This is a genomic window from Salmonella sp. FC25216 (genome assembly GCF_057751355.1).
This window is the reverse complement of the sequence record NZ_JBDGON010000017.1, coordinates 44,820-66,579: the sequence shown is the minus strand read 5'-3', so window position 1 is coordinate 66,579 and position 21,760 is coordinate 44,820. Positions and strand designations below refer to the sequence as shown.

The window sequence follows — 21,760 nt, the reverse complement described above, 5'->3', positions numbered from 1 at the left end:
GATGGGCCAGGCCGGGTAAGCCAACGCGGCCCCGGCATGTTGATAAGGGATTAAATCTCGACCTGCGTTCCTAACTCAATCACGCGGTTAGGCGGGATCTCGAACTGATCCGGCGCACGCAGGGCGTTGCGTTGCAACAATAAATACAGTTTACCGCGCAAACGCAAATACCACGGGCGTTTGCCGACAATCAACGACTCGTGCGACATAAAGAATGACGTTTCCATCATCCGGCAGCTAAGTCCTTCCAGACCGCAGCGGTGGAACACCTCTTCTACGTTTGGCGTTTCGCGCCAGCCGTAGCTCGCCACCACGCGCCAGAATGTCGGAGACAACTGCTCAATCTGCACCCGGCGAACGTTATGCACATAAGGCGCATCTTCCGTACGCAACGTCAGTAAGATTACGCGCTCATGCAACACTTTGTTGTGCTTCAGGTTATGCAGTAAAGCAAAAGGGATCACATTGAGCGCGCGCGACATGTATACGGCAGTACCCGGCACCCGAACCGGCGGTGACTTCTCCAGTGAAGCAATCATCGCTTCCAGCGAATTACCGTGTTCATGCATACGACGCAACAGACGGAAACGCTCGCTCTTCCAGGTGGTCATGATTGTGAACATGATCAGGCCCAGGCTCAGCGGTAGCCAACCACCGGACAACAATTTGTCGAGGTTAGCCGAGAACAGCGGGATATCCACGCACAGGAACGCCACGAGGATCAGCGCGACAAAGTATTTGTTCCAGTGCCAGTTCTTACGCGCCACGGTCGTAGAAAGAATAGACGTCAGCACCATCGTACCAGTCACGGCGATACCATAGGCCGCCGCCAGGTTGCTGGAGTGCTCAAAGCTAACAATAACAACCACGACCGCAAAATAAAGCAACCAGTTAACGAAAGGGATATAGATCTGACCGGACTCCATCTCGGAGGTATGAATAATACGCATCGGCGACAAATAGCCAAGACGCACGGCCTGACGCGTCAGCGAAAAGACGCCGGAAATTACCGCCTGGGAGGCGATAACCGTCGCCAGCGCGGCCAGAATCAGCAGAGGAATTAACGCCCAGTCCGGCGCCAGCAGGAAGAAGGGGTTTTTAATCGCTTCCGGATGCTTTAATAGCAATGCGCCCTGACCAAAGTAGTTCAGCACTAACGACGGCAATACCACGGTAAACCACGCCAGGCGAATCGGGAACTTACCGAAGTGTCCCATATCGGCGTACAACGCCTCTACGCCGGTAATCGACAGCACCACCGCGCCCAATGCAATAAACGATACGGTTTTATATTCAAGGAAAAAACGTACCGCCCAGACAGGATTCAGCGCATGTAACACTTCGGGATTGGCAATAATACTGCGCAGGCCAAGTACCGCCAGGATTAAAAACCAGGTCAGCATGATCGGCGCGAAGAGTTTCCCTACCATTCCCGTACCGTGCTTCTGAATCATAAACAACAGAGTCAGCACAATAATGGAGAGCGGGACAATCCAGGTATCCAGCTGCGGCGCGACAATCTCCAGGCCTTCAATAGCCGACATCACCGAAATCGCCGGCGTAATCACCACTTCGCCATAGAAAAAGCTGCCGCCTATCAGTCCCATGATAACTAACATGGATGTGGTGCGCGCCGAGGTATTACGTCCGGCAAGCGACATCAGCGTCAAAATCCCGCCTTCACCCGCGTTATCGGCGCGCATCACGAAGGTGAGATATTTGATGGAAACCACAAAGATGAGTAGCCAGAAGATCAGCGACAGAAAACCAAACACGGCATCTCGTTCAACGCCAAAACCAAACTGACCGGACAAACATTCACGAAGCGTATAAAGCGGGCTGGTACCAATATCACCGTAGACAACCCCAATAGCTGCGAGGGTAATCGCAGGCAACGATTGCTTATTATCAGTGCTCATAGACTCATCTTTCGTTTATACACGTCACCCTCCACGCTACCTCCTTGTCGGCTGCATTCGCTTATCCCAGTCACACGTTTAATGTCAGTGCCAGGGGATTCACTCCTTTGCCGCCTTGATGTAGTTTGAATGAATGAGTGTATAGATATGAAATGTGTGCTTAGTCCCTTGGCCCACAAAAAAGCGCACAGTATGCACGATTAATCATAAAATCGTACCCCTAAATGAAGCCAGATTAACCTGGCTCAAAGAAAAATAAACAGCGCATCAGACGATTACAGCCCCGGTGGTGAAACGTCTATACTCGCAATTAGCATGATCCATTTGACGAAAGGACGCCTCTTTATTATGGCTCACCCACATTTATTAGCGGAAAGAATTTCCCGTCTGAGCAGCGCCCTTGAGAAGGGGCTGTATGAACGTAGTCACGCCATACGCCTTTGTCTACTGGCAGCGCTAAGCGGTGAGAGCGTCTTTTTGTTGGGCCCGCCCGGTATCGCCAAGAGTCTGATTGCCCGCCGTCTGAAGTTTGCTTTCCAGCGCGCCCGCGCTTTTGAATATCTGATGACTCGCTTTTCCACGCCGGAAGAGGTTTTTGGCCCGCTCTCTATTCAGGCGCTGAAAGATGAAGGTCGCTATGAACGCTTAACGACCGGCTATCTTCCCGAAGCCGAAATCGTTTTTCTTGATGAAATCTGGAAAGCAGGGCCCGCTATCCTTAACACATTGCTGACCGCCATTAACGAACGCCATTTCCGCAACGGCGCGTTTGAGGAAAAAATCCCGATGCGGCTACTGGTGGCGGCCTCTAACGAACTGCCCGAAGCGGACAGCAGCCTGGAAGCGTTGTACGACCGAATGTTGATTCGCCTGTGGCTGGATAAAGTTCAGGATAAAGCCAATTTCCGCTCTATGCTGGTTAGTCAGCAGGATGAGAGCGATAACCCGGTTCCCGCCTCGTTACAGGTTAGCGATGAAGAATATCAACAGTGGCAAAAAGATATCGGCGCGATTTCACTCCCTGATCCGGTCTTTGAGCTGATATTTACTCTGCGCCAACAGTTGGATAAATTGCCGAATGCGCCTTATGTCTCCGACCGTCGCTGGAAGAAAGCCATCCGCCTGTTACAGGCCAGCGCCTTCTTTAGCGGACGCGACGCGGTTGCGCCGATTGACCTTATCCTGCTAAAAGATTGCTTGTGGTATGACGCGCAGAGTCTGAATCTCATGCAACAGCAACTGGAAATATTGATGACCGGACACGCCTGGCAGCAGCAGGCCATGTTGACTCGCCTCGGCGGTATCGTCCAGCGCCGCCTCCAGTTGCAACAACAACAAAGCGATAAAACCGCATTCACCGTCATTAAACAAGGTGGTATGTTCAGTCGTCGCCCATATTACACTTTACCGCCGGAGGCCAGCGCTTCAACTCTGACGTTACTGCTACAAAAACCGTTAAAACTGCATGATATGGAAGTGATCCATATTACATTTGACCGCAGCGCGTTGGAAATTTGGCTGACCAAAGGCGGCGAGATCCGCGGCAAACTGAACGGAATCGGCTTTGCCCAAACGCTGAATATGGAAGTCGATAACACCCAACATCTGGTGGTGCGCGACATCAGTCTACAAGGTACCCGTCTGGCGTTGCCGGGAGCGGCTGAAGACAGTATGCCTGCGGAGATCAAACAGCACCTGGAAGCGTTAGAAAACGACTGGCGCCAGCAGCATACCCGCTTCAGCGAGCAGCAACATTGCTTGTTTATTCACAGAGACTGGTTAGGGCGCATTGAAGCCAGCCTGCAAGATGTAGGAGAACAGATCCGCCAGGCGCAACAATGCTGACGCTGGATACGCTAAACGTCATGCTGGCCGTCAGCGAAGAGGGAATGGTCGAAGAGATGATCCTCGCGTTACTGGCCTCTCCGCAACTGGTCATTTTCTTTGAAAAGTTTCCGCGTTTAAAAAACGCCGTGACCGCCGATCTCCCGCGCTGGCGGGAGGCGCTACGCAGTCGGCTAAAAGACGCACGCGTTCCGCCGGAACTCACGGAAGAGGTTATGTGTTATCAGCAAAGCCAGCTTCTCTCTACACCACAGTTCATCGTGCGACTGCCGCAAATACTGGCGTTGCTTCATCGTCTACATTCACCATATGCCGCACAAGCGAAGCAGTTGACGGAGAGCAACAGTACCTTTACCCCTGCGCTACACACGCTTTTTTTGCAACGCTGGCGGTTAAGTCTGATCGTGCAGACCACCACGTTAAACCAGCAACTACTGGAAGAAGAGCGCGAGCAGTTGCTGAGTGACGTTCAGGAACGGATGACGCTGAGCGGGCAACTGGAACCGACGCTGGCGGAAAATGATAATGCCGCAGGCCGCCTGTGGGATATGAGCGCGGGCCAGCTTAAACGCGGTGATTATCAACTGATCGTAAAATACGGCGAATTTCTCGCCGCCCAGCCGGAACTAAAGCAACTGGCGGAACAACTGGGACGTTCGCGGGAAGCCAAATCGGTACCGAAAAAAGACGCGCCGATGGAAAGCTTTCGTACACTGGTACGCGAGCCCGCTACGGTGCCGGAGCAGGTTGACGGTATTCAGCAAGGCGATGATATCCTGCGCCTGTTGCCGCCAGAGCTGGCGACGCTCGGCATCACCGAGCTGGAATATGAATTCTACCGCCGGTTGGTGGAAAAACAGCTCCTCACCTATCGCCTGCATGGCGAAGCATGGCGTGAGAAAGTGACCGAACGGCCGGTAGTACACCAGGATGTCGACGAGCAGCCGCGCGGGCCGTTTATTGTCTGCGTCGATACTTCAGGCTCGATGGGAGGATTTAACGAGCAGTGCGCAAAAGCGTTCTGCCTGGCGTTGATGCGCGTTGCGCTGGCGGATAACCGCCGCTGTTTTATTATGCTGTTTTCCACTGACGTTGTGCGTTATGAACTCTCCGGCCCGGAAGGTATCGAGCAGGCCATCCGCTTTTTAAGCCAACGTTTTCGCGGCGGCACGGATATCGCTAGCTGTTTTCGCGTCATTATTGAACGGATGCAGGGACGGGAATGGTTTGATGCCGATGCGGTGGTCATTTCAGATTTTATCGCCCAACGCTTGCCGGATGACGTGGTGAGCAAAGTGGGAGAGTTGCAGCGCCGTCACCAGCACCGATTCCACGCGGTGGCGATGTCGGCACACGGCAAACCCGGCATCATGCGCATTTTTGATCATATCTGGCGCTTTGACACCGGGATGCGAAGCCGCCTGTTGCGACGCTGGCGGCGCTAACGGCTTATAAAATGGCAGGAATGCTTTCGCGAACCTGCGCGGGCCATACGCCGCACTGCACCTGACCAATATGCGGTAATTGCAGCAACAACATCGTCAGACGCGACTGTCCAATCCCACCGCCGATGGTCTGCGGCATTTCGCCGCGCAGCAGCGCCTGATGCCACTCCAGTTGCAGGCGATCTTCATCACCGGTTAACGCCAACTGGCGCATCAGCGTATCGGCATCTACGCGAATACCCATAGAGGAAAGCTCAAACGCATCTTCCAGCACCGGGTTCCACACCAGGATATCGCCGTTCAGACCAGCGTGACCCAGCTCAGATGCAGAGCTCCAGTCGTCATAGTCCGGCGCGCGAACATCATGACGTTGACCATCGCTAAGCGTGCCGCCGATCCCAACTAAAAATACCGCGCCTAACGCTTTCGCGATCGCACGTTCACGACCTTTGGCATCGAGATCAGGATAGCGTGACAACAGATCCTGACTGTGAACAAAGTGGATCTGATCCGGCAGGAACGGTGCCAGACCAAACTGTTTGTGCACTTCCGCTTCCGTCGCCTTAATTCCTGCCCATATAGCCTCTACTGTGCTTTTCAGGGTGGAAAATTGGCGCTCGCCGTCGCCCATGACACGCTCCCAGTCCCACTGATCCACATAGACCGAGTGGAGCGGAGAGAGTCGGTCTTCATCGGGGCGAAGGGCTTTCATGTGCGTGTACAGCCCTTCGCCCGCGCTGAAGTCATGTTGCCCCAGGGTTTGACGTTTCCACTTCGCCAGTGAATGCACCACTTCGAACTGGGCGTCAGGCAATGCTTTCACTTTTACCTGCACCGCTTTTTCACAGCCGGACAAATTATCCTGCGTGCCATCCCCTACGCGGCTCAGAATCGGCGCCTGGACCTCAATCAGACCCAGACGCTCCTCCAACTGGCGAGAGAAATGTGATTTCACGAAGCTAATTTGACGTTGTTTGGCAATGTAAGCGGTTTTCATTTTTTTACTCCTGCGTCCTGTTGCCTATGATTAAGCAACAAAACGAGGCCACTATTCAATAATCAACAAACAAAAAGCCAACTTCAATTTTGATTCGTTAAAAATAACAGCTAAAATAAAGAGAATCATTAATCTTCATAAGAAAAAGCGATGGAAAATTATCAGATCGACAATCTGGACCGCGGCATCCTTGACGCCTTAATGGAAAATGCCCGTACCGCCTACGCCGAACTGGCCAAACAATTTGGCGTTAGCCCTGGAACCATTCATGTTCGCGTAGAGAAAATGAAGCAGGCCGGGATTATTACCGGCGCACGTATTGACGTCAGCCCTAAACAATTGGGCTACGATGTGGGCTGCTTTATTGGCATCATTCTAAAAAGCGCCAAAGACTATCCCTCCGCGCTGGCCCGGCTGGAAAGCCTGGATGAGGTGACGGAAGCGTATTACACCACCGGTCACTACAGCATCTTTATAAAAGTGATGTGTAAATCAATCGACGCACTCCAGCACGTACTTATCAACAAGATTCAAACAATTGATGAAATTCAGTCCACTGAGACACTGATCGTCTTGCAGAACCCGATCATGCGCACTATAAGGCCATGATCGGCTTTTTTAATCCCACAATTTTCCACAGGTAGATCCCAACTCGTTCACAGAGTACAATGCGGCCTCTTTACCTGAGCGAGCGATCAATGGCAGACATTACTCTTATCAGCGGCAGCACACTGGGCGGCGCCGAATACGTCGCGGAACATCTGGCGGAAAAGCTGGAAGCTGCCGGTTTTTCAACCGAAACGGTACACGGTCCGCTATTAGAGGATCTGTCAGCTTCCGGGATCTGGCTGATAGTCAGTTCAACGCATGGCGCCGGAGACATTCCGGACAACCTGACCCCCTTCTATGAAGACCTTCAAACGCAAAAACCCGATCTTTCCGCGGTACGTTTTGGCGCAATTGGTATTGGCAGCCGAGAATATGACACGTTTTGCGGCGCGATTGAGAAAATAGAAACGGAACTGAAAGGCGCTGGCGCAAAACAGGTTGGAGAAACACTGAAGATCAACATCCTTGAACACGAAATTCCGGAAGATCCAGCGGAGATTTGGCTCGGATCCTGGATTAATTTACTCAAATAAGTGTAAAGATCGTGCGATCAACTGTGGATAACTCTGGTGGAAAGCTTGGATCAACCGGTAGTTATCCAAAGAATAACCATTGTTCACTTTTTGAGTTGTGTATAACTGCCTGTTTTGATCCCAGCTTATACGGGCCACGATCACCGATCATTCACAGCTAGTGATCCTTTCCAACCCATTGATCTTTATTACAGGTTCCGGGTTATCCACAGCCTGATGCGATCCTAATAAGAGATCACAATAGAACAGATCTCTAAATAAAAAGATCTTCTTTTTAATAGCCAGGATCCCGGGGCTTTCTCCATCAGCTAAAGTTGAGTAGAATCCACCGCCCGGGCTTCAATCCATTTTCACACCGCGTTATGCGAGGCAATTACCATGTTTTATCAGGATCCTTTTGACGTCATTATCATTGGCGGGGGTCATGCAGGCACTGAGGCCGCAATGGCCGCAGCGCGTATGGGTCAACAGACTCTGCTTTTGACACACAATATCGACACGCTGGGACAAATGAGCTGCAACCCGGCGATTGGCGGTATTGGGAAGGGACATCTGGTAAAAGAAGTGGATGCGCTCGGCGGTCTGATGGCGAAAGCGATCGATCGGGCTGGTATCCAGTTTAGGATACTAAACGCCAGCAAAGGCCCGGCCGTTCGCGCCACCCGCGCCCAGGCGGATCGAGTCTTGTATCGTCAGGCGATACGCACCGCGCTGGAGAACCAGCCGAACCTGATGATCTTCCAGCAAGCCGTTGAAGATCTGATTGTCGAGAATGATCGTGTCGTCGGCGCAGTGACCCAAATGGGCCTCAAATTCCGCGCCAAAGCCGTTGTACTGACGGTGGGCACGTTCCTGGATGGAAAAATCCATATTGGGCTGGATAACTACAGCGGCGGCCGTGCCGGCGATCCGCCGTCTATCCCGCTGTCTCACCGTCTGCGTGAGCTCCCGCTACGCGTTAGCCGCCTGAAGACCGGTACGCCGCCGCGTATTGATGCGCGCACTATCGATTTCAGCGTGTTGGCTCAACAGCATGGCGATAACCCGATGCCGGTTTTCTCGTTTATGGGGAATACTTCTCAGCATCCGCAACAGGTGCCGTGTTACATCACGCATACCAATGAGAAAACCCATGACGTGATCCGTAATAATCTCGATCGTAGCCCAATGTATGCCGGGGTGATCGAAGGGATCGGCCCGCGCTACTGTCCGTCGATCGAAGACAAAGTGATGCGTTTTGCCGATCGTAACCAGCATCAGATCTTCCTTGAGCCGGAAGGACTGACCTCTAACGAGATTTACCCTAACGGTATCTCCACCAGCCTGCCGTTTGACGTGCAGATGCAGATTGTCCGTTCCATGCAGGGCATGGAGAACGCGAAGATCGTTCGCCCTGGTTACGCGATTGAGTATGATTTCTTCGACCCGCGCGATCTGAAACCGACACTGGAAAGTAAATTTATTCACAGCCTGTTCTTTGCTGGTCAAATCAACGGTACTACCGGCTATGAAGAGGCTGCGGCGCAGGGCTTGCTCGCTGGTCTGAATGCCGCGCGTCTTTCCGCCGACAAAGAGGGCTGGGCGCCTGCGCGTTCTCAGGCTTATCTCGGCGTGCTGGTGGACGATCTGTGTACGCTGGGCACCAAAGAGCCGTATCGCATGTTTACCTCCCGCGCCGAATATCGCCTGATGCTGCGTGAGGACAACGCCGATCTGCGTCTGACCGAAATGGGCCGCGAGCTGGGTCTGGTGGATGATGAACGCTGGGCGCGATTCAACGAGAAGCTGGAAAATATCGAACGCGAACGTCAGCGGCTGAAATCGACATGGGTAACGCCGTCTGCGGAATCCGCTGATGAAGTGAATGCGCATTTGACCACGCCTCTCTCCCGTGAGGCCAGCGGCGAAGATCTGTTGCGTCGTCCGGAAATGACCTACGCGCAGCTCACTTCGCTTTCTGCATTCGCGCCTGCGCTTGAAGATGAGCAAGCCGCTGAGCAGGTGGAAATCCAGGTCAAATACGAAGGCTATATCGCTCGCCAGCAGGATGAGATTGAAAAACAACTACGTAACGAGAATACGTTGTTGCCTGCCACGCTGGATTATCGTCAGGTTTCCGGTCTGTCGAACGAAGTTATCGCCAAGCTGAACGATCATAAACCGGCGTCTATCGGCCAGGCATCGCGTATCTCCGGCGTCACGCCAGCGGCAATCTCCATTCTGCTGGTATGGCTGAAAAAACAAGGTATGCTGCGTCGCAGCGCTTAATAACCTTTTTGACGGGGCTCTGCGCTTTCCCGTCCTAAAATTGGTAGGCCGGATAAGGCAACGCCGCCGTCCGGCAAAGAAAACTACAGGTATCTACTGTGCTTAACAAACTTTCTCGCCTGCTGGATGAGGCTGGCATTTCGCTTACCGATCACCAGAAAACGCAGCTGGTCGCCTACGTTGATATGCTGCATAAATGGAATAAAGCCTATAATCTGACGTCCGTTCGCGATCCGGCTGAAATGGTTGTTCGCCACATCCTCGACAGCATTGTTGTTGCGCCATATCTCCAGGGACAGCGTTTTATCGATGTAGGAACGGGACCGGGACTGCCGGGCATTCCGCTGGCTATTGTTCTCCCTGACGCGCATTTCACCTTACTCGACAGCCTGGGCAAGCGGGTGCGTTTTCTGCGTCAGGTTCAGCATGAACTTAAACTGGAAAACATCACGCCGGTTCAAAGCCGCGTTGAAGCCTATCCCTCCGAGCCACCGTTTGATGGCGTTATCAGCCGCGCTTTCGCATCGTTGAATGATATGGTGAGCTGGTGTCATCATCTGCCAGGAGAGAAAGGGCGTTTTTATGCCTTAAAAGGGCAATTGCCAGAGGATGAGATTGCCTCGCTACCTGATGATTTTAGCGTCGAATCTGTTGAAAAATTACGCGTTCCGCAACTGGAAGGGGAGCGGCACCTGGTGATTATTAAGTCAAACAAAGTTTAATTTTTATCAAAAAAAATAGAAAAAAAACGACGCAGCTTGTGTTAAAAATCGACAGGCGTAACGCATTTCAGCGTTGTTACATTTAACCCTGAATTTACGGTTTCTTTTCAACATTACAACGCTGCTGCTTTTGTTAAAATAGAGAGTAATCAACTTTGTAAATATAAGCCTGCTAAAAATCGAATCAAAAAACCACTTTTGCTTGTTAAATTTTTATTATAAATGTCAATGGGGCGTTTTAAGGGTGTAAGCCGGTATTTTTAAAACAGTGCCTGGTTTTACGCTTAAATATCAAAAAGATGAAAAGGCATGAATTGACACGTAAATGAATTGCGTAAGCGTGAATATGTTTAATATGTGATCTGGTGCACGCTTTATCGCCAGTGTTTTCGCGCTATTTGCAGTTTTGTACGATCGTTCACACTTTGGCTAAAAGTTAAAAATGCGGGCCAGAGAAAAATATTTAAACATTTATTCACCTTTTGGCTACTTAATGTTTGAAATCACGGGGGCGCACCGTATAATTTGACCGCTTTTTGATGCTTGACTCTAAGTCTTAAAGAACGTTTTATACGACACGCGGCCTACCTCGAAGGGAGCAGGAGTAAAAACGTGATGTCTGTGTCGCTCGAGAGTCGAAACGTTGCTCGTAAGCTTCTGTTCATTCAGTTTCTGGCGGTAATAGCAAGTGGCTTGCTGTTTTGCCTCAAAGACCCCTTCTGGGGCATCTCCGCATTGTGCGGGGGATTGGCAGTGGCACTGCCTAATATGTTGTTTATGATATTTGCCTGGCGTCACCAGGCGCATACACCTGCTAAGGGCCGCGTGTCCTGGACTTTCGCCTTCGGTGAAGCCTTTAAGGTGTTAGCGATGCTGGTTTTACTGGTGGTGGCGTTGGCGGTTTTAAAGGCGGTGTTTTTGCCGCTGATCGTTACGTGGGTTTTGGTGCTGGTGGTTCAGATACTGGCGCCGGCTGTAATTAACAACAAAGGGTAAAAGGCATCATGGCTTCAGAAAATATGACGCCGCAGGATTACATAGGACACCACCTGAATAACCTTCAGCTGGACCTGCGTACATTCTCGCTGGTGGATCCGCAGAACCCCCCAGCCACCTTCTGGACGCTCAATATTGACTCCATGTTCTTCTCGGTGGTGCTGGGTCTGTTGTTCCTGGTGATGTTCCGTAGCGTTGCTAAAAAAGCGACCAGCGGCGTGCCAGGCAAGTTTCAGACCGCGATTGAGCTGATAGTCGGCTTTGTGCATGGCAGCGTCAAAGACATGTACCATGGCAAAAGCAAGCTGATTGCGCCGCTGGCCCTGACGATTTTCGTTTGGGTATTCCTGATGAACCTGATGGACTTACTGCCTATCGACCTGCTGCCGTATATCGCTGAGCATTGGCTGGGTCTGCCGGCAACGCGCGTGGTGCCGTCTGCTGACGTTAACATCACCCTGTCGATGGCGCTGGGCGTATTCATCCTTATTCTGTACTACAGCATCAAAATGAAAGGCATCGGCGGCTTCGCAAAAGAGTTGACGCTGCAGCCGTTCAATCACTGGGCGTTCATTCCTGTCAACTTAATCCTTGAAGGGGTAAGTCTGCTGTCCAAACCGGTTTCTCTCGGTCTGCGACTGTTCGGCAACATGTATGCCGGTGAGCTGATTTTCATTCTGATTGCTGGTCTGTTGCCGTGGTGGTCACAGTGGATTCTGAATGTGCCGTGGGCCATTTTCCACATCCTGATTATTACGCTGCAAGCCTTCATTTTCATGGTTCTGACGATTGTCTATCTGTCGATGGCGTCCGAAGAGCATTAATTTACCAACACTACTACGTTTTAACTGAAACAAACTGGAGACTGTCATGGAAAACCTGAATATGGATCTGCTGTACATGGCTGCCGCTGTGATGATGGGTCTGGCGGCAATCGGTGCTGCGATCGGTATCGGCATCCTCGGGGGTAAATTCCTGGAAGGCGCGGCGCGTCAACCTGATCTGATTCCTCTGCTGCGTACTCAGTTCTTTATCGTTATGGGTCTGGTGGATGCTATCCCGATGATCGCTGTAGGTCTGGGTCTGTACGTGATGTTCGCTGTCGCGTAGTAAGCGTTGCTTGAATTAAGAGCAATATCAGAAGGTTAACTAGATAGAGGCATTGTGCTGTGAATCTTAACGCAACAATCCTCGGCCAGGCCATCGCGTTTATTCTCTTTGTCTGGTTTTGCATGAAGTACGTATGGCCGCCGTTAATGGCTGCCATCGAGAAACGTCAGAAAGAAATTGCTGACGGTCTTGCTTCTGCTGAACGAGCACATAAGGATCTTGACCTTGCAAAGGCCAGCGCGACCGACCAGCTGAAAAAAGCGAAAGCGGAAGCTCAGGTAATCATCGAGCAGGCAAACAAACGCCGCGCTCAGATCCTGGACGAAGCCAAAACTGAAGCAGAGCAGGAACGTACTAAAATCGTGGCGCAGGCGCAGGCTGAAATTGAAGCCGAGCGTAAACGCGCCCGTGAAGAGCTGCGTAAGCAAGTTGCTATCCTGGCTGTTGCTGGCGCCGAGAAGATCATCGAACGTTCCGTGGATGAAGCTGCTAACAGCGACATCGTGGATAAACTTGTCGCTGAACTGTAAGGAGGGAGGGGCTGATGTCTGAATTTGTTACGGTAGCTCGCCCCTACGCCAAAGCAGCTTTTGACTTTGCCGTTGAACACCAAAGTGTAGAGCGCTGGCAGGATATGCTGGCGTTTGCCGCCGAGGTAACCAAGAACGAACAAATGGCAGAGCTTCTCTCTGGCGCGCTGGCGCCGGAAACGCTCGCTGAGTCGTTTATCGCAGTCTGCGGTGAGCAGTTAGACGAAAATGGTCAGAACCTGATTCGGGTGATGGCTGAAAATAATCGTCTGAACGCGCTCCCGGATGTTCTGGAGCAGTTTATTCACCTGCGTGCCGCCAGTGAAGCTACCTCCGAGGTAGAAGTTACGTCGGCAACCGCATTGAGTGAAGAGCAGCTTTCGAAAATCAGCGCCGCGATGGAAAAACGTCTGTCACGCAAAGTGAAGCTGAATTGCAAAATCGATAAGTCTGTAATGGCAGGCGTTATCATCCGGGCGGGTGATATGGTCATTGATGGCAGCGTACGCGGCCGTCTTGAGCGCCTTGCAGACGTCTTGCAGTCTTAAGGGGACTGGAGCATGCAACTGAATTCCACCGAAATCAGCGAACTGATCAAGCAGCGCATTGCTCAGTTCAATGTTGTGAGTGAAGCTCACAACGAAGGTACTATTGTTTCTGTAAGTGACGGGGTTATCCGCATTCACGGCCTCGCCGATTGTATGCAGGGTGAAATGATCTCCCTGCCGGGGAACCGTTACGCTATCGCACTGAACCTGGAGCGCGACTCTGTGGGTGCGGTAGTCATGGGTCCGTACGCTGACCTTGCCGAAGGCATGAAAGTTAAATGTACGGGTCGTATCCTGGAAGTTCCTGTTGGCCGCGGCCTGCTGGGACGTGTGGTAAACACCCTGGGTGCGCCAATCGACGGTAAAGGTCCGGTTGATAATGACGGCTTCTCTGCCGTTGAAGCTATCGCGCCGGGCGTTATCGATCGCCAGTCTGTCGATCAGCCGGTGCAGACCGGTTATAAAGCCGTTGACTCCATGATTCCAATCGGTCGTGGTCAGCGTGAACTGATCATCGGTGACCGTCAGACCGGTAAAACCGCGCTGGCTATCGACGCCATCATCAACCAGCGCGACTCCGGCATCAAATGTATCTATGTCGCTATCGGCCAGAAAGCGTCCACCATCTCTAACGTGGTGCGTAAACTGGAAGAACACGGCGCGCTGGCTAATACCATTGTTGTGGTGGCGACTGCGTCCGAATCCGCTGCACTGCAATATCTGGCACCGTATGCCGGTTGCGCAATGGGTGAATACTTCCGTGACCGTGGCGAAGATGCGCTGATCATTTACGATGACCTGTCTAAACAGGCTGTTGCTTATCGTCAGATTTCCCTGCTGCTCCGTCGTCCGCCTGGACGTGAAGCATTCCCGGGAGACGTATTCTACCTCCACTCTCGTCTGCTGGAGCGTGCTGCGCGTGTTAACGCCGACTACGTCGAAGCCTTCACCAAAGGTGAAGTAAAAGGGAAAACCGGCTCACTGACCGCGTTGCCGATTATCGAAACGCAGGCAGGTGACGTTTCCGCGTTCGTTCCGACCAACGTAATTTCGATTACCGATGGTCAGATCTTCCTGGAATCTAACCTGTTTAACGCCGGTATTCGTCCAGCGGTTAACCCGGGTATCTCCGTATCCCGTGTAGGTGGCGCAGCCCAGACCAAGATCATGAAAAAACTGTCCGGTGGTATTCGTACCGCGCTGGCGCAGTATCGTGAACTGGCGGCGTTCTCTCAGTTTGCATCCGACCTTGACGATGCCACCCGTAAACAGCTTGACCACGGTCAGAAAGTGACCGAACTGCTGAAACAGAAACAGTATGCGCCGATGTCCGTCGCGCAGCAGTCTCTGGTTCTGTTCGCAGCAGAACGTGGTTATCTGGCGGATGTCGAACTGGCGAAAATCGGTAGCTTCGAAGCCGCATTGCTGGCTTACGTCGACCGTGATCACGCTCCGCTGATGCAAGAGATCAACCAGTCCGGTGGCTATAACGATGAAATCGAAGGCAAGCTGAAAGGCATCCTCGATTCCTTCAAAGCAACCCAGTCCTGGTAACGTCTGGCGGCTTGCCTTAGGGCAGGCCGCAAGGCATTGAGGAGAAGCTCATGGCCGGCGCAAAAGAGATACGTAGTAAGATCGCAAGCGTCCAGAACACGCAAAAGATCACTAAAGCGATGGAGATGGTCGCCGCTTCCAAAATGCGTAAATCGCAGGATCGCATGGCGGCCAGCCGTCCTTATGCAGAGACCATGCGCAAAGTGATTGGTCACCTTGCGAACGGTAATCTGGAATATAAGCACCCCTACCTGGAAGAGCGCGACGTTAAACGCGTGGGCTATCTGGTAGTGTCGACCGACCGTGGTTTGTGCGGCGGCTTGAACATTAACCTGTTCAAAAAGCTGCTGGCGGATATGAAGGCATGGTCCGATAAAGGCGTTCAGTGCGAACTCGCAATGATCGGCTCTAAGGGCGTGTCATTCTTTAATTCCGTAGGCGGCAACGTTGTCGCTCAGGTGACAGGTATGGGGGATAACCCTTCTCTGTCCGAACTGATCGGTCCGGTTAAAGTGATGTTGCAGGCCTACGACGAAGGCCGTCTGGACAAGCTTTACATTGTCAGCAACAAATTTATTAACACCATGTCTCAGGTGCCGACGATCACTCAACTGCTGCCGCTGCCGGCGTCAGAAGATGATGATCTGAAGCGTAAAGCCTGGGATTACCTGTATGAGCCAGATCCGAAAGCGCTGCTGGATACTCTCCTGCGTCGTTATGTGGAATCTCAGGTTTATCAGGGCGTGGTAGAAAACCTGGCCAGCGAGCAGGCCGCACGAATGGTGGCGATGAAAGCCGCAACCGATAATGGCGGCAGCCTGATTAAAGAGCTGCAGTTGGTATACAACAAAGCTCGTCAGGCCAGCATTACTCAGGAACTCACCGAGATCGTCTCGGGGGCCGCCGCGGTTTAACCAGGTTATTTCGTAGAGGATTTAAGATGGCTACTGGAAAGATTGTCCAGGTAATCGGCGCCGTGGTCGACGTCGAGTTCCCTCAGGATGCCGTACCACGCGTGTACGATGCTCTTGAGGTGCAGAATGGTAATGAGAAGCTGGTGCTGGAAGTTCAGCAGCAGCTTGGCGGCGGTATCGTGCGTACCATCGCGATGGGGTCTTCTGACGGTCTGCGTCGCGGTCTTGATGTAAAAGATCTCGAACACCCGATCGAAGTCCCGGTAGGTAAAGCAACGCTGGGTCGTATCATGAACGTCCTGGGTGAACCGGTCGATATGAAAGGCGAGATCGGCGAAGAAGAGCGTTGGGCGATTCACCGCGCGGCGCCGTCCTACGAAGAGTTGTCAAACTCTCAGGAACTGCTGGAAACCGGTATCAAAGTTATCGACCTGATGTGTCCGTTCGCGAAGGGCGGTAAAGTCGGTCTGTTCGGTGGCGCGGGTGTAGGTAAAACCGTAAACATGATGGAGCTTATCCGTAACATCGCGATCGAGCACTCCGGTTACTCTGTGTTTGCGGGCGTAGGTGAACGTACTCGTGAGGGTAACGACTTCTACCACGAAATGACCGACTCTAACGTTATCGATAAAGTATCCCTGGTGTATGGCCAGATGAACGAGCCACCGGGAAACCGTCTGCGCGTTGCATTGACCGGCCTGACCATGGCGGAAAAATTCCGTGATGAAGGTCGTGACGTTCTGCTGTTCGTCGACAACATCTACCGTTATACCCTCGCCGGTACGGAAGTATCCGCACTGCTGGGTCGTATGCCTTCCGCGGTAGGTTATCAGCCGACTCTGGCTGAAGAAATGGGCGTTCTGCAGGAACGTATCACCTCCACCAAAACCGGTTCTATCACCTCCGTACAGGCGGTATACGTACCAGCGGATGACTTGACTGACCCATCTCCAGCCACCACCTTTGCTCACTTAGATGCAACCGTGGTACTGAGCCGTCAGATCGCATCCCTGGGTATCTACCCGGCCGTTGACCCGCTGGATTCCACCAGCCGTCAGTTGGACCCGCTGGTAGTAGGCCAGGAACACTACGACACCGCGCGTGGCGTTCAGTCCATCCTGCAGCGTTATCAGGAACTGAAAGACATCATCGCCATCCTGGGTATGGATGAACTGTCTGAAGAAGATAAACTGGTGGTAGCGCGTGCTCGTAAGATTCAGCGCTTCCTGTCCCAGCCGTTCTTCGTGGCGGAAGTATTTACCGGTTCTCCGGGCAAATACGTCTCCCTGAAAGACACCATCCGTGGCTTTAAAGGCATCATGGAAGGCGAATACGATCACCTGCCGGAGCAGGCGTTCTACATGGTCGGTTCCATCGACGAAGCCGTGGAAAAAGCCAAAAAACTTTAACGCCTTAATCGGAGGGTGATATGGCAATGACTTACCACCTGGATGTCGTCAGCGCGGAGCAACAAATGTTCTCCGGTCTGGTCGAGAAAATCCAGGTTACGGGTAGCGAAGGCGAACTGGGAATTTACCCGGGTCACGCGCCGCTGCTCACCGCCATTAAGCCTGGTATGATTCGCATCGTTAAGCAGCACGGTCATGAAGAGTTTATCTATCTGTCCGGCGGCATTCTGGAAGTGCAGCCTGGCACCGTGACCGTTCTGGCGGATACTGCGATTCGCGGTCAGGATCTCGACGAAGCGCGAGCCCTGGAAGCGAAGCGTAAAGCCGAAGAGCACATTAAGAGCTCGCACGGTGACGTGGATTACGCTCAGGCGTCTGCGGAACTGGCCAAAGCGATCGCTAAACTGCGCGTTATCGAGTTGACCAAAAAAGCGATGTAACACCGGCTTGAAAGCATAAAACCAGTCTGATCTCAGGCTGGTTTTTTTTTACCTGTGATTTATGACCTATGCCGAATCTTACTTCATGGCTCAAAAAAATAGCAAAAACATCACCCTAACGCTTTAATCAAGGCATAGCGCGACTTTTCACAAGACAAACACCGCGTCAATGGTCGAAAATGTCGCCATCGCCGTCGGAGGAACCCCGCGATCGAGCGTTTTATCCTCCTTCCATTTTACGATGAAAAAAATGTAGTATTTTCAAAGTGAAACAGTATAAATTCGTTCTCAAATTACAGTCAGGACGCGTATGTTAAATAGTGCTATGAGCGTAGTGATCCTTGCCGCAGGTAAAGGCACGCGCATGTATTCCGATATTCCTAAAGTGCTGCACACACTTGCGGGTAAAGCAATGGTGCAGCATGTCATTGATGCTGCTAATGAATTAGGCGCCTCACAGGTACATCTGGTCTACGGCCATGGTGGCGACCTGCTTAAACAGACGCTGAAAAACGATAACCTGAACTGGGTGCTTCAGGCGGAACAGTTGGGAACAGGTCACGCAATGCAGCAGGCCGCGCCCTTCTTTAGCGACGATGAAGATATTTTAATGCTTTACGGCGACGTGCCGCTGATTTCGGTTGAAACCTTACAGCGCCTGCGCGATGCCAAACCGCAGGGCGGTATTGGGTTATTAACCGTGAAGCTGGACGATCCGAGCGGCTATGGTCGTATTACGCGTGAAAACGGTAAAGTGACTGGCATCGTTGAACATAAAGACGCCACTGATGAACAGCGTCAGATCCAGGAAATTAACACCGGTATTCTGATTGCCAACGGCGCGGACATGAAACGCTGGTTGTCTAAGCTGACTAACAATAATGCGCAGGGTGAATATTACATCACTGATATCATTGCGCTGGCTTATCAGGAAGGACGGGAAATCGCCGCGGTACATCCGGCCCGCATCAGTGAAACGGACGGTGTGAATAACCGTCTGCAGCTTTCTCGTCTGGAACGTATTTACCAGGCCGAGCAGGCAGAGAAACTGCTGCTGGCAGGAGTGATGCTGCGTGACCCGGCACGTTTTGATCTGCGCGGTAATCTGGTTCACGGACGTGATGTGGAAATTGATACTAATGTTATCATCGAAGGTAACGTGACGCTCGGTCATCGGGTGAAGATTGGCGCGGGCTGCATTATCAAAAACAGCGTGATTGGCGATGACTGTGAAATCAGCCCCTATAGCGTGGTGGAAGATGCGCGCTTAGATCCGGCCTGTACCATCGGCCCGTTTGCCCGCCTGCGTCCCGGCGCGGAGCTGTTAGCGGGCGCTCACGTCGGCAATTTCGTTGAGATGAAAAAAGCGCGCCTCGGTAAGGGTTCTAAAGCCGGCCATCTGACCTACCTGGGCGATGCGGATATCGGCGACAACGTGAATATCGGCGCGGGGACCATCACCTGTAATTATGATGGCGCGAACAAATTCAAAACGGTTATTGGCGACGATGTGTTTGTTGGCTCCGATACCCAACTGGTGGCGCCGGTTACTGTCGGTAAAGGGGCCACCATCGCCGCAGGGACTACCGTCACCCGTAACGTAGCCGACAATGAACTGGTATTAAGCCGCGTGCCGCAGGTTCATAAGCAAGGCTGGCAGCGTCCGGTGAAGAAAAAGTAAATCACGATCATGGCGGGAGCGCTTCGCTTGCCCGCCCGACATTCAACCTGTTTTTGTAGGCCGGATAAGCGTCAGCGCCATCCGGCAGACTGGAGATGAGAGGATAAAATAATCCTCCGCTCAATGAGCAGTACTTATAAAAATAACCCCACTCTCTACAAGGCTCGGGGCGCCCGCCACGACGGGCATACAGGTTAGCGACAACGCATGGCGAAATGCCATAATCAGGAAATTAAACTATGTGTGGAATTGTTGGCGCTATCGCGCAGCGTGATGTAGCTGAAATCCTTCTCGAAGGTTTACGTCGTCTGGAATACCGTGGTTACGACTCGGCCGGCCTGGCCGTGGTGGATGCGCAAGGGCACATGACCCGTCTACGTCGTCTCGGTAAGGTACAAATGCTGTCTCAGGCCGCGGAAGAACATCCGCTGCACGGCGGGACGGGGATTGCTCACACGCGTTGGGCAACGCACGGTGAACCTTCAGAAGCAAACGCGCATCCGCATGTTTCTGAACACATCGTGGTGGTGCATAACGGCATCATCGAAAACCATGAACCGCTGCGTGAAGCGTTAAAAGCGCGCGGTTACACCTTTGCTTCCGAGACCGACACGGAAGTAATTGCTCACTTAGTGCACTGGGAGCTGAAACAAGGCGGTACTCTGCGAGACGCGGTTCTACGTGCGATCCCACAACTGCGTGGCGCATATGGCACGGTGATCATGGATACCCGCCATCCGGATACGTTGCTGGCTGCCCGTTCGGGTAGCCCGCTGGTTATCGGTCTGGGCATGGGCGAAAACTTTATCGCTTCCGATCAGTTGGCCCTACTGCCGGTGACCCGCCGCTTTATCTTCCTGGAAGAGGGCGATATCGCAGAAGTGACCCGTCGTTCGGTCGCTATTTTCGATAAAACCGGTGCGGAAGTGAAACGTCAGGATATTGAATCTAATCTGCAGTATGACGCCGGTGATAAAGGCATTTACCGCCACTATATGCAGAAAGAGATCTACGAACAGCCGAACGCGATTAAAAATACGCTGACCGGGCGTATCAGCCACGGTGAGGTGGATTTAAGCGAGCTGGGGCCGAAAGCCAACGAATTGTTGTCTCAGGTTGAACATATCCAGATTATCGCCTGCGGTACGTCGTACAACTCCGGGATGGTCTCTCGCTACTGGTTTGAAGCGCTGGCCGGAATTCCGTGTGACGTGGAAATTGCCTCGGAATTTCGCTATCGCAAATCTGCGGTGCGCCGTAACAGCCTGATGATCACGCTCTCCCAGTCTGGCGAAACGGCAGACACCTTAGCGGGCCTGCGTTTATCCAAAGAATTGGGCTACCTCGGATCGCTCGCCATTTGTAACGTACCGGGCTCTTCTCTGGTGCGTGAATCCGATCTGGCGATGATGACTAACGCCGGGACGGAAATCGGCGTTGCTTCTACGAAGGCGTTCACCACCCAACTGACCGTTTTGCTAATGCTGGTGGCGAAACTGGCGCGTCTGAAAGGCCTGGATGCGTCCATTGAGCATGACATCGTTCATGGCCTACAGGCGCTGCCGAGCCGTATTGAGCAGATGCTCTCACAGGACAAACGCATCGAAGCGCTTGCAGAAGATTTCTCCGACAAGCATCACGCGCTGTTCCTCGGTCGTGGCGATCAATATCCGATTGCGCTTGAAGGCGCGCTGAAGCTGAAAGAAATCTCTTACATTCATGCTGAAGCTTACGCGGCAGGCGAGCTGAAACACGGCCCGCTGGCGCTGATTGACGCCGATATGCCGGTTATTGTGGTGGCGCCGAACAACGAACTGCTGGAGAAACTGAAATCCAACATCGAAGAAGTTCGCGCTCGCGGCGGTCAGCTTTATGTCTTCGCCGATCAGGATGCGGGTTTCGTCAGCAGCGACAACATGCACATCATTGAGATGCCGCATGTGGAAGAGGTCATTGCGCCCATCTTCTACACTGTTCCGCTGCAACTGCTGGCGTATCACGTGGCGCTGATTAAAGGCACCGATGTTGACCAGCCGCGTAACCTGGCGAAATCAGTAACGGTGGAATAACCCCCTCCATGCCCCGCAGCAGCGGGGCATTTCTCTTATTATTTTATGATGACAAACTGTCATCTTTCCTGCCTGTTCTCCGTGTCATAAAAAGAAAATTTTTTTGCAATATGACGATAGTGATAATAAATAACATATTGTTTTTTAATATGTTTATAAAATCGTGATGTC

At 52.4% G+C, this 21,760-nt stretch carries 19 protein-coding genes; 17 read left to right on the top strand and 2 right to left on the bottom strand.

Features of this window, described 5'->3' with window-relative positions; all coding sequences use genetic code 11:
• Positions 1 to 50: 50 nt before the first annotated feature.
• Positions 51 to 1,919, bottom strand: coding sequence for a low affinity potassium transporter Kup (gene kup, locus AC3G3F_RS22805; RefSeq protein ID WP_000102340.1), 1,869 nt, complete (start codon positions 1,917 to 1,919; stop codon positions 51 to 53).
• Between the two features lie 348 nt (positions 1,920 to 2,267).
• On the opposite strand from kup, the gene ravA reads away from it, so the two are divergent.
• Together ravA and viaA are read left to right on the top strand one after the other, a co-directional pair.
• Positions 2,268 to 3,764: an ATPase RavA gene (gene ravA, locus AC3G3F_RS22800; protein ID WP_053529125.1), complete on the top strand. Its 1,497-nt coding sequence runs from the start codon at positions 2,268 to 2,270 to the stop codon at positions 3,762 to 3,764.
• On the top strand, positions 3,758 to 5,209 hold the full coding sequence (gene viaA, locus AC3G3F_RS22795) for an ATPase RavA stimulator ViaA (protein ID WP_023247180.1): 1,452 nt from the start codon (positions 3,758 to 3,760) through the stop codon (positions 5,207 to 5,209). The genes ravA and viaA overlap by 7 nt, the downstream gene beginning before the upstream one ends.
• A gap of 4 nt (positions 5,210 to 5,213) precedes the next feature.
• On the opposite strand, the gene asnA is transcribed toward viaA, so the two are convergent.
• Entirely contained in the window at positions 5,214 to 6,206 is a 993-nt protein-coding gene (gene asnA / locus AC3G3F_RS22790) for an aspartate--ammonia ligase (protein ID WP_063389940.1), read from the bottom strand.
• A gap of 150 nt (positions 6,207 to 6,356) precedes the next feature.
• Here asnA and asnC point away from each other — a divergent pair, with 150 nt between their 5' ends.
• The 15 genes from asnC to glmS all read left to right on the top strand — a co-directional run bounded on the left by asnC (position 6,357) and on the right by glmS (position 21,589).
• Positions 6,357 to 6,815 carry a transcriptional regulator AsnC gene (gene asnC, locus AC3G3F_RS22785; protein WP_000433017.1) on the top strand — a complete coding sequence of 153 codons (459 nt, stop codon included), beginning with the start codon at positions 6,357 to 6,359 and terminating at the stop codon, positions 6,813 to 6,815.
• Positions 6,816 to 6,904: 89 nt separating this feature from the next.
• Complete coding sequence (gene mioC / locus AC3G3F_RS22780) at positions 6,905 to 7,348, top strand: FMN-binding protein MioC (protein WP_023247183.1); 444 nt, start codon at positions 6,905 to 6,907, stop codon at positions 7,346 to 7,348.
• A 378-nt stretch (positions 7,349 to 7,726) separates the two neighbouring features.
• Positions 7,727 to 9,616 carry a tRNA uridine-5-carboxymethylaminomethyl(34) synthesis enzyme MnmG gene (mnmG, locus tag AC3G3F_RS22775; protein ID WP_488395817.1) on the top strand — a complete coding sequence of 630 codons (1,890 nt, stop codon included), beginning with the start codon at positions 7,727 to 7,729 and terminating at the stop codon, positions 9,614 to 9,616.
• A gap of 98 nt (positions 9,617 to 9,714) precedes the next feature.
• Positions 9,715 to 10,338 (top strand): 16S rRNA (guanine(527)-N(7))-methyltransferase RsmG, encoded by a 624-nt coding sequence (rsmG, locus tag AC3G3F_RS22770; RefSeq protein ID WP_023247185.1) that lies wholly within the window; start codon positions 9,715 to 9,717, stop codon positions 10,336 to 10,338.
• 615 nt (positions 10,339 to 10,953) lie between these two features.
• Entirely contained in the window at positions 10,954 to 11,334 is a 381-nt protein-coding gene (gene atpI / locus AC3G3F_RS22765; protein ID WP_023247186.1) for a F0F1 ATP synthase subunit I, read from the top strand.
• Positions 11,335 to 11,342: 8 nt separating this feature from the next.
• Positions 11,343 to 12,158, top strand: a complete 816-nt coding sequence (gene atpB, locus AC3G3F_RS22760) for a F0F1 ATP synthase subunit A (protein ID WP_000135628.1) — start codon at positions 11,343 to 11,345, stop codon at positions 12,156 to 12,158.
• A gap of 46 nt (positions 12,159 to 12,204) precedes the next feature.
• Positions 12,205 to 12,444 carry a F0F1 ATP synthase subunit C gene (gene atpE, locus AC3G3F_RS22755; RefSeq protein WP_000429386.1) on the top strand — a complete coding sequence of 80 codons (240 nt, stop codon included), beginning with the start codon at positions 12,205 to 12,207 and terminating at the stop codon, positions 12,442 to 12,444.
• A gap of 59 nt (positions 12,445 to 12,503) precedes the next feature.
• Positions 12,504 to 12,974 carry a F0F1 ATP synthase subunit B gene (gene atpF / locus AC3G3F_RS22750; RefSeq protein ID WP_001052212.1) on the top strand — a complete coding sequence of 157 codons (471 nt, stop codon included), beginning with the start codon at positions 12,504 to 12,506 and terminating at the stop codon, positions 12,972 to 12,974.
• Between the two features lie 14 nt (positions 12,975 to 12,988).
• Positions 12,989 to 13,522, top strand: a complete 534-nt coding sequence (gene atpH / locus AC3G3F_RS22745; protein WP_001288957.1) for a F0F1 ATP synthase subunit delta — start codon at positions 12,989 to 12,991, stop codon at positions 13,520 to 13,522.
• 12 nt (positions 13,523 to 13,534) lie between these two features.
• Positions 13,535 to 15,076: a F0F1 ATP synthase subunit alpha gene (gene atpA / locus AC3G3F_RS22740; RefSeq protein ID WP_001176751.1), complete on the top strand. Its 1,542-nt coding sequence runs from the start codon at positions 13,535 to 13,537 to the stop codon at positions 15,074 to 15,076.
• A gap of 50 nt (positions 15,077 to 15,126) precedes the next feature.
• On the top strand, positions 15,127 to 15,990 hold the full coding sequence (gene atpG, locus AC3G3F_RS22735) for a F0F1 ATP synthase subunit gamma (protein ID WP_000896506.1): 864 nt from the start codon (positions 15,127 to 15,129) through the stop codon (positions 15,988 to 15,990).
• A 26-nt stretch (positions 15,991 to 16,016) separates the two neighbouring features.
• Positions 16,017 to 17,399: a F0F1 ATP synthase subunit beta gene (atpD, locus tag AC3G3F_RS22730; protein ID WP_000190499.1), complete on the top strand. Its 1,383-nt coding sequence runs from the start codon at positions 16,017 to 16,019 to the stop codon at positions 17,397 to 17,399.
• 20 nt (positions 17,400 to 17,419) lie between these two features.
• Entirely contained in the window at positions 17,420 to 17,839 is a 420-nt protein-coding gene (locus AC3G3F_RS22725) for a F0F1 ATP synthase subunit epsilon (protein ID WP_001251972.1), read from the top strand.
• Positions 17,840 to 18,149: 310 nt separating this feature from the next.
• Positions 18,150 to 19,520 (top strand): bifunctional UDP-N-acetylglucosamine diphosphorylase/glucosamine-1-phosphate N-acetyltransferase GlmU, encoded by a 1,371-nt coding sequence (glmU, locus tag AC3G3F_RS22720; protein WP_023247188.1) that lies wholly within the window; start codon positions 18,150 to 18,152, stop codon positions 19,518 to 19,520.
• A gap of 239 nt (positions 19,521 to 19,759) precedes the next feature.
• The gene (glmS, locus tag AC3G3F_RS22715; protein WP_053511059.1) at positions 19,760 to 21,589 is read left to right on the top strand and encodes a glutamine--fructose-6-phosphate transaminase (isomerizing); all 1,830 of its coding nucleotides are present in this window, start codon (positions 19,760 to 19,762) and stop codon (positions 21,587 to 21,589) included.
• The last annotated feature ends 171 nt before the right edge of the window (positions 21,590 to 21,760 follow it).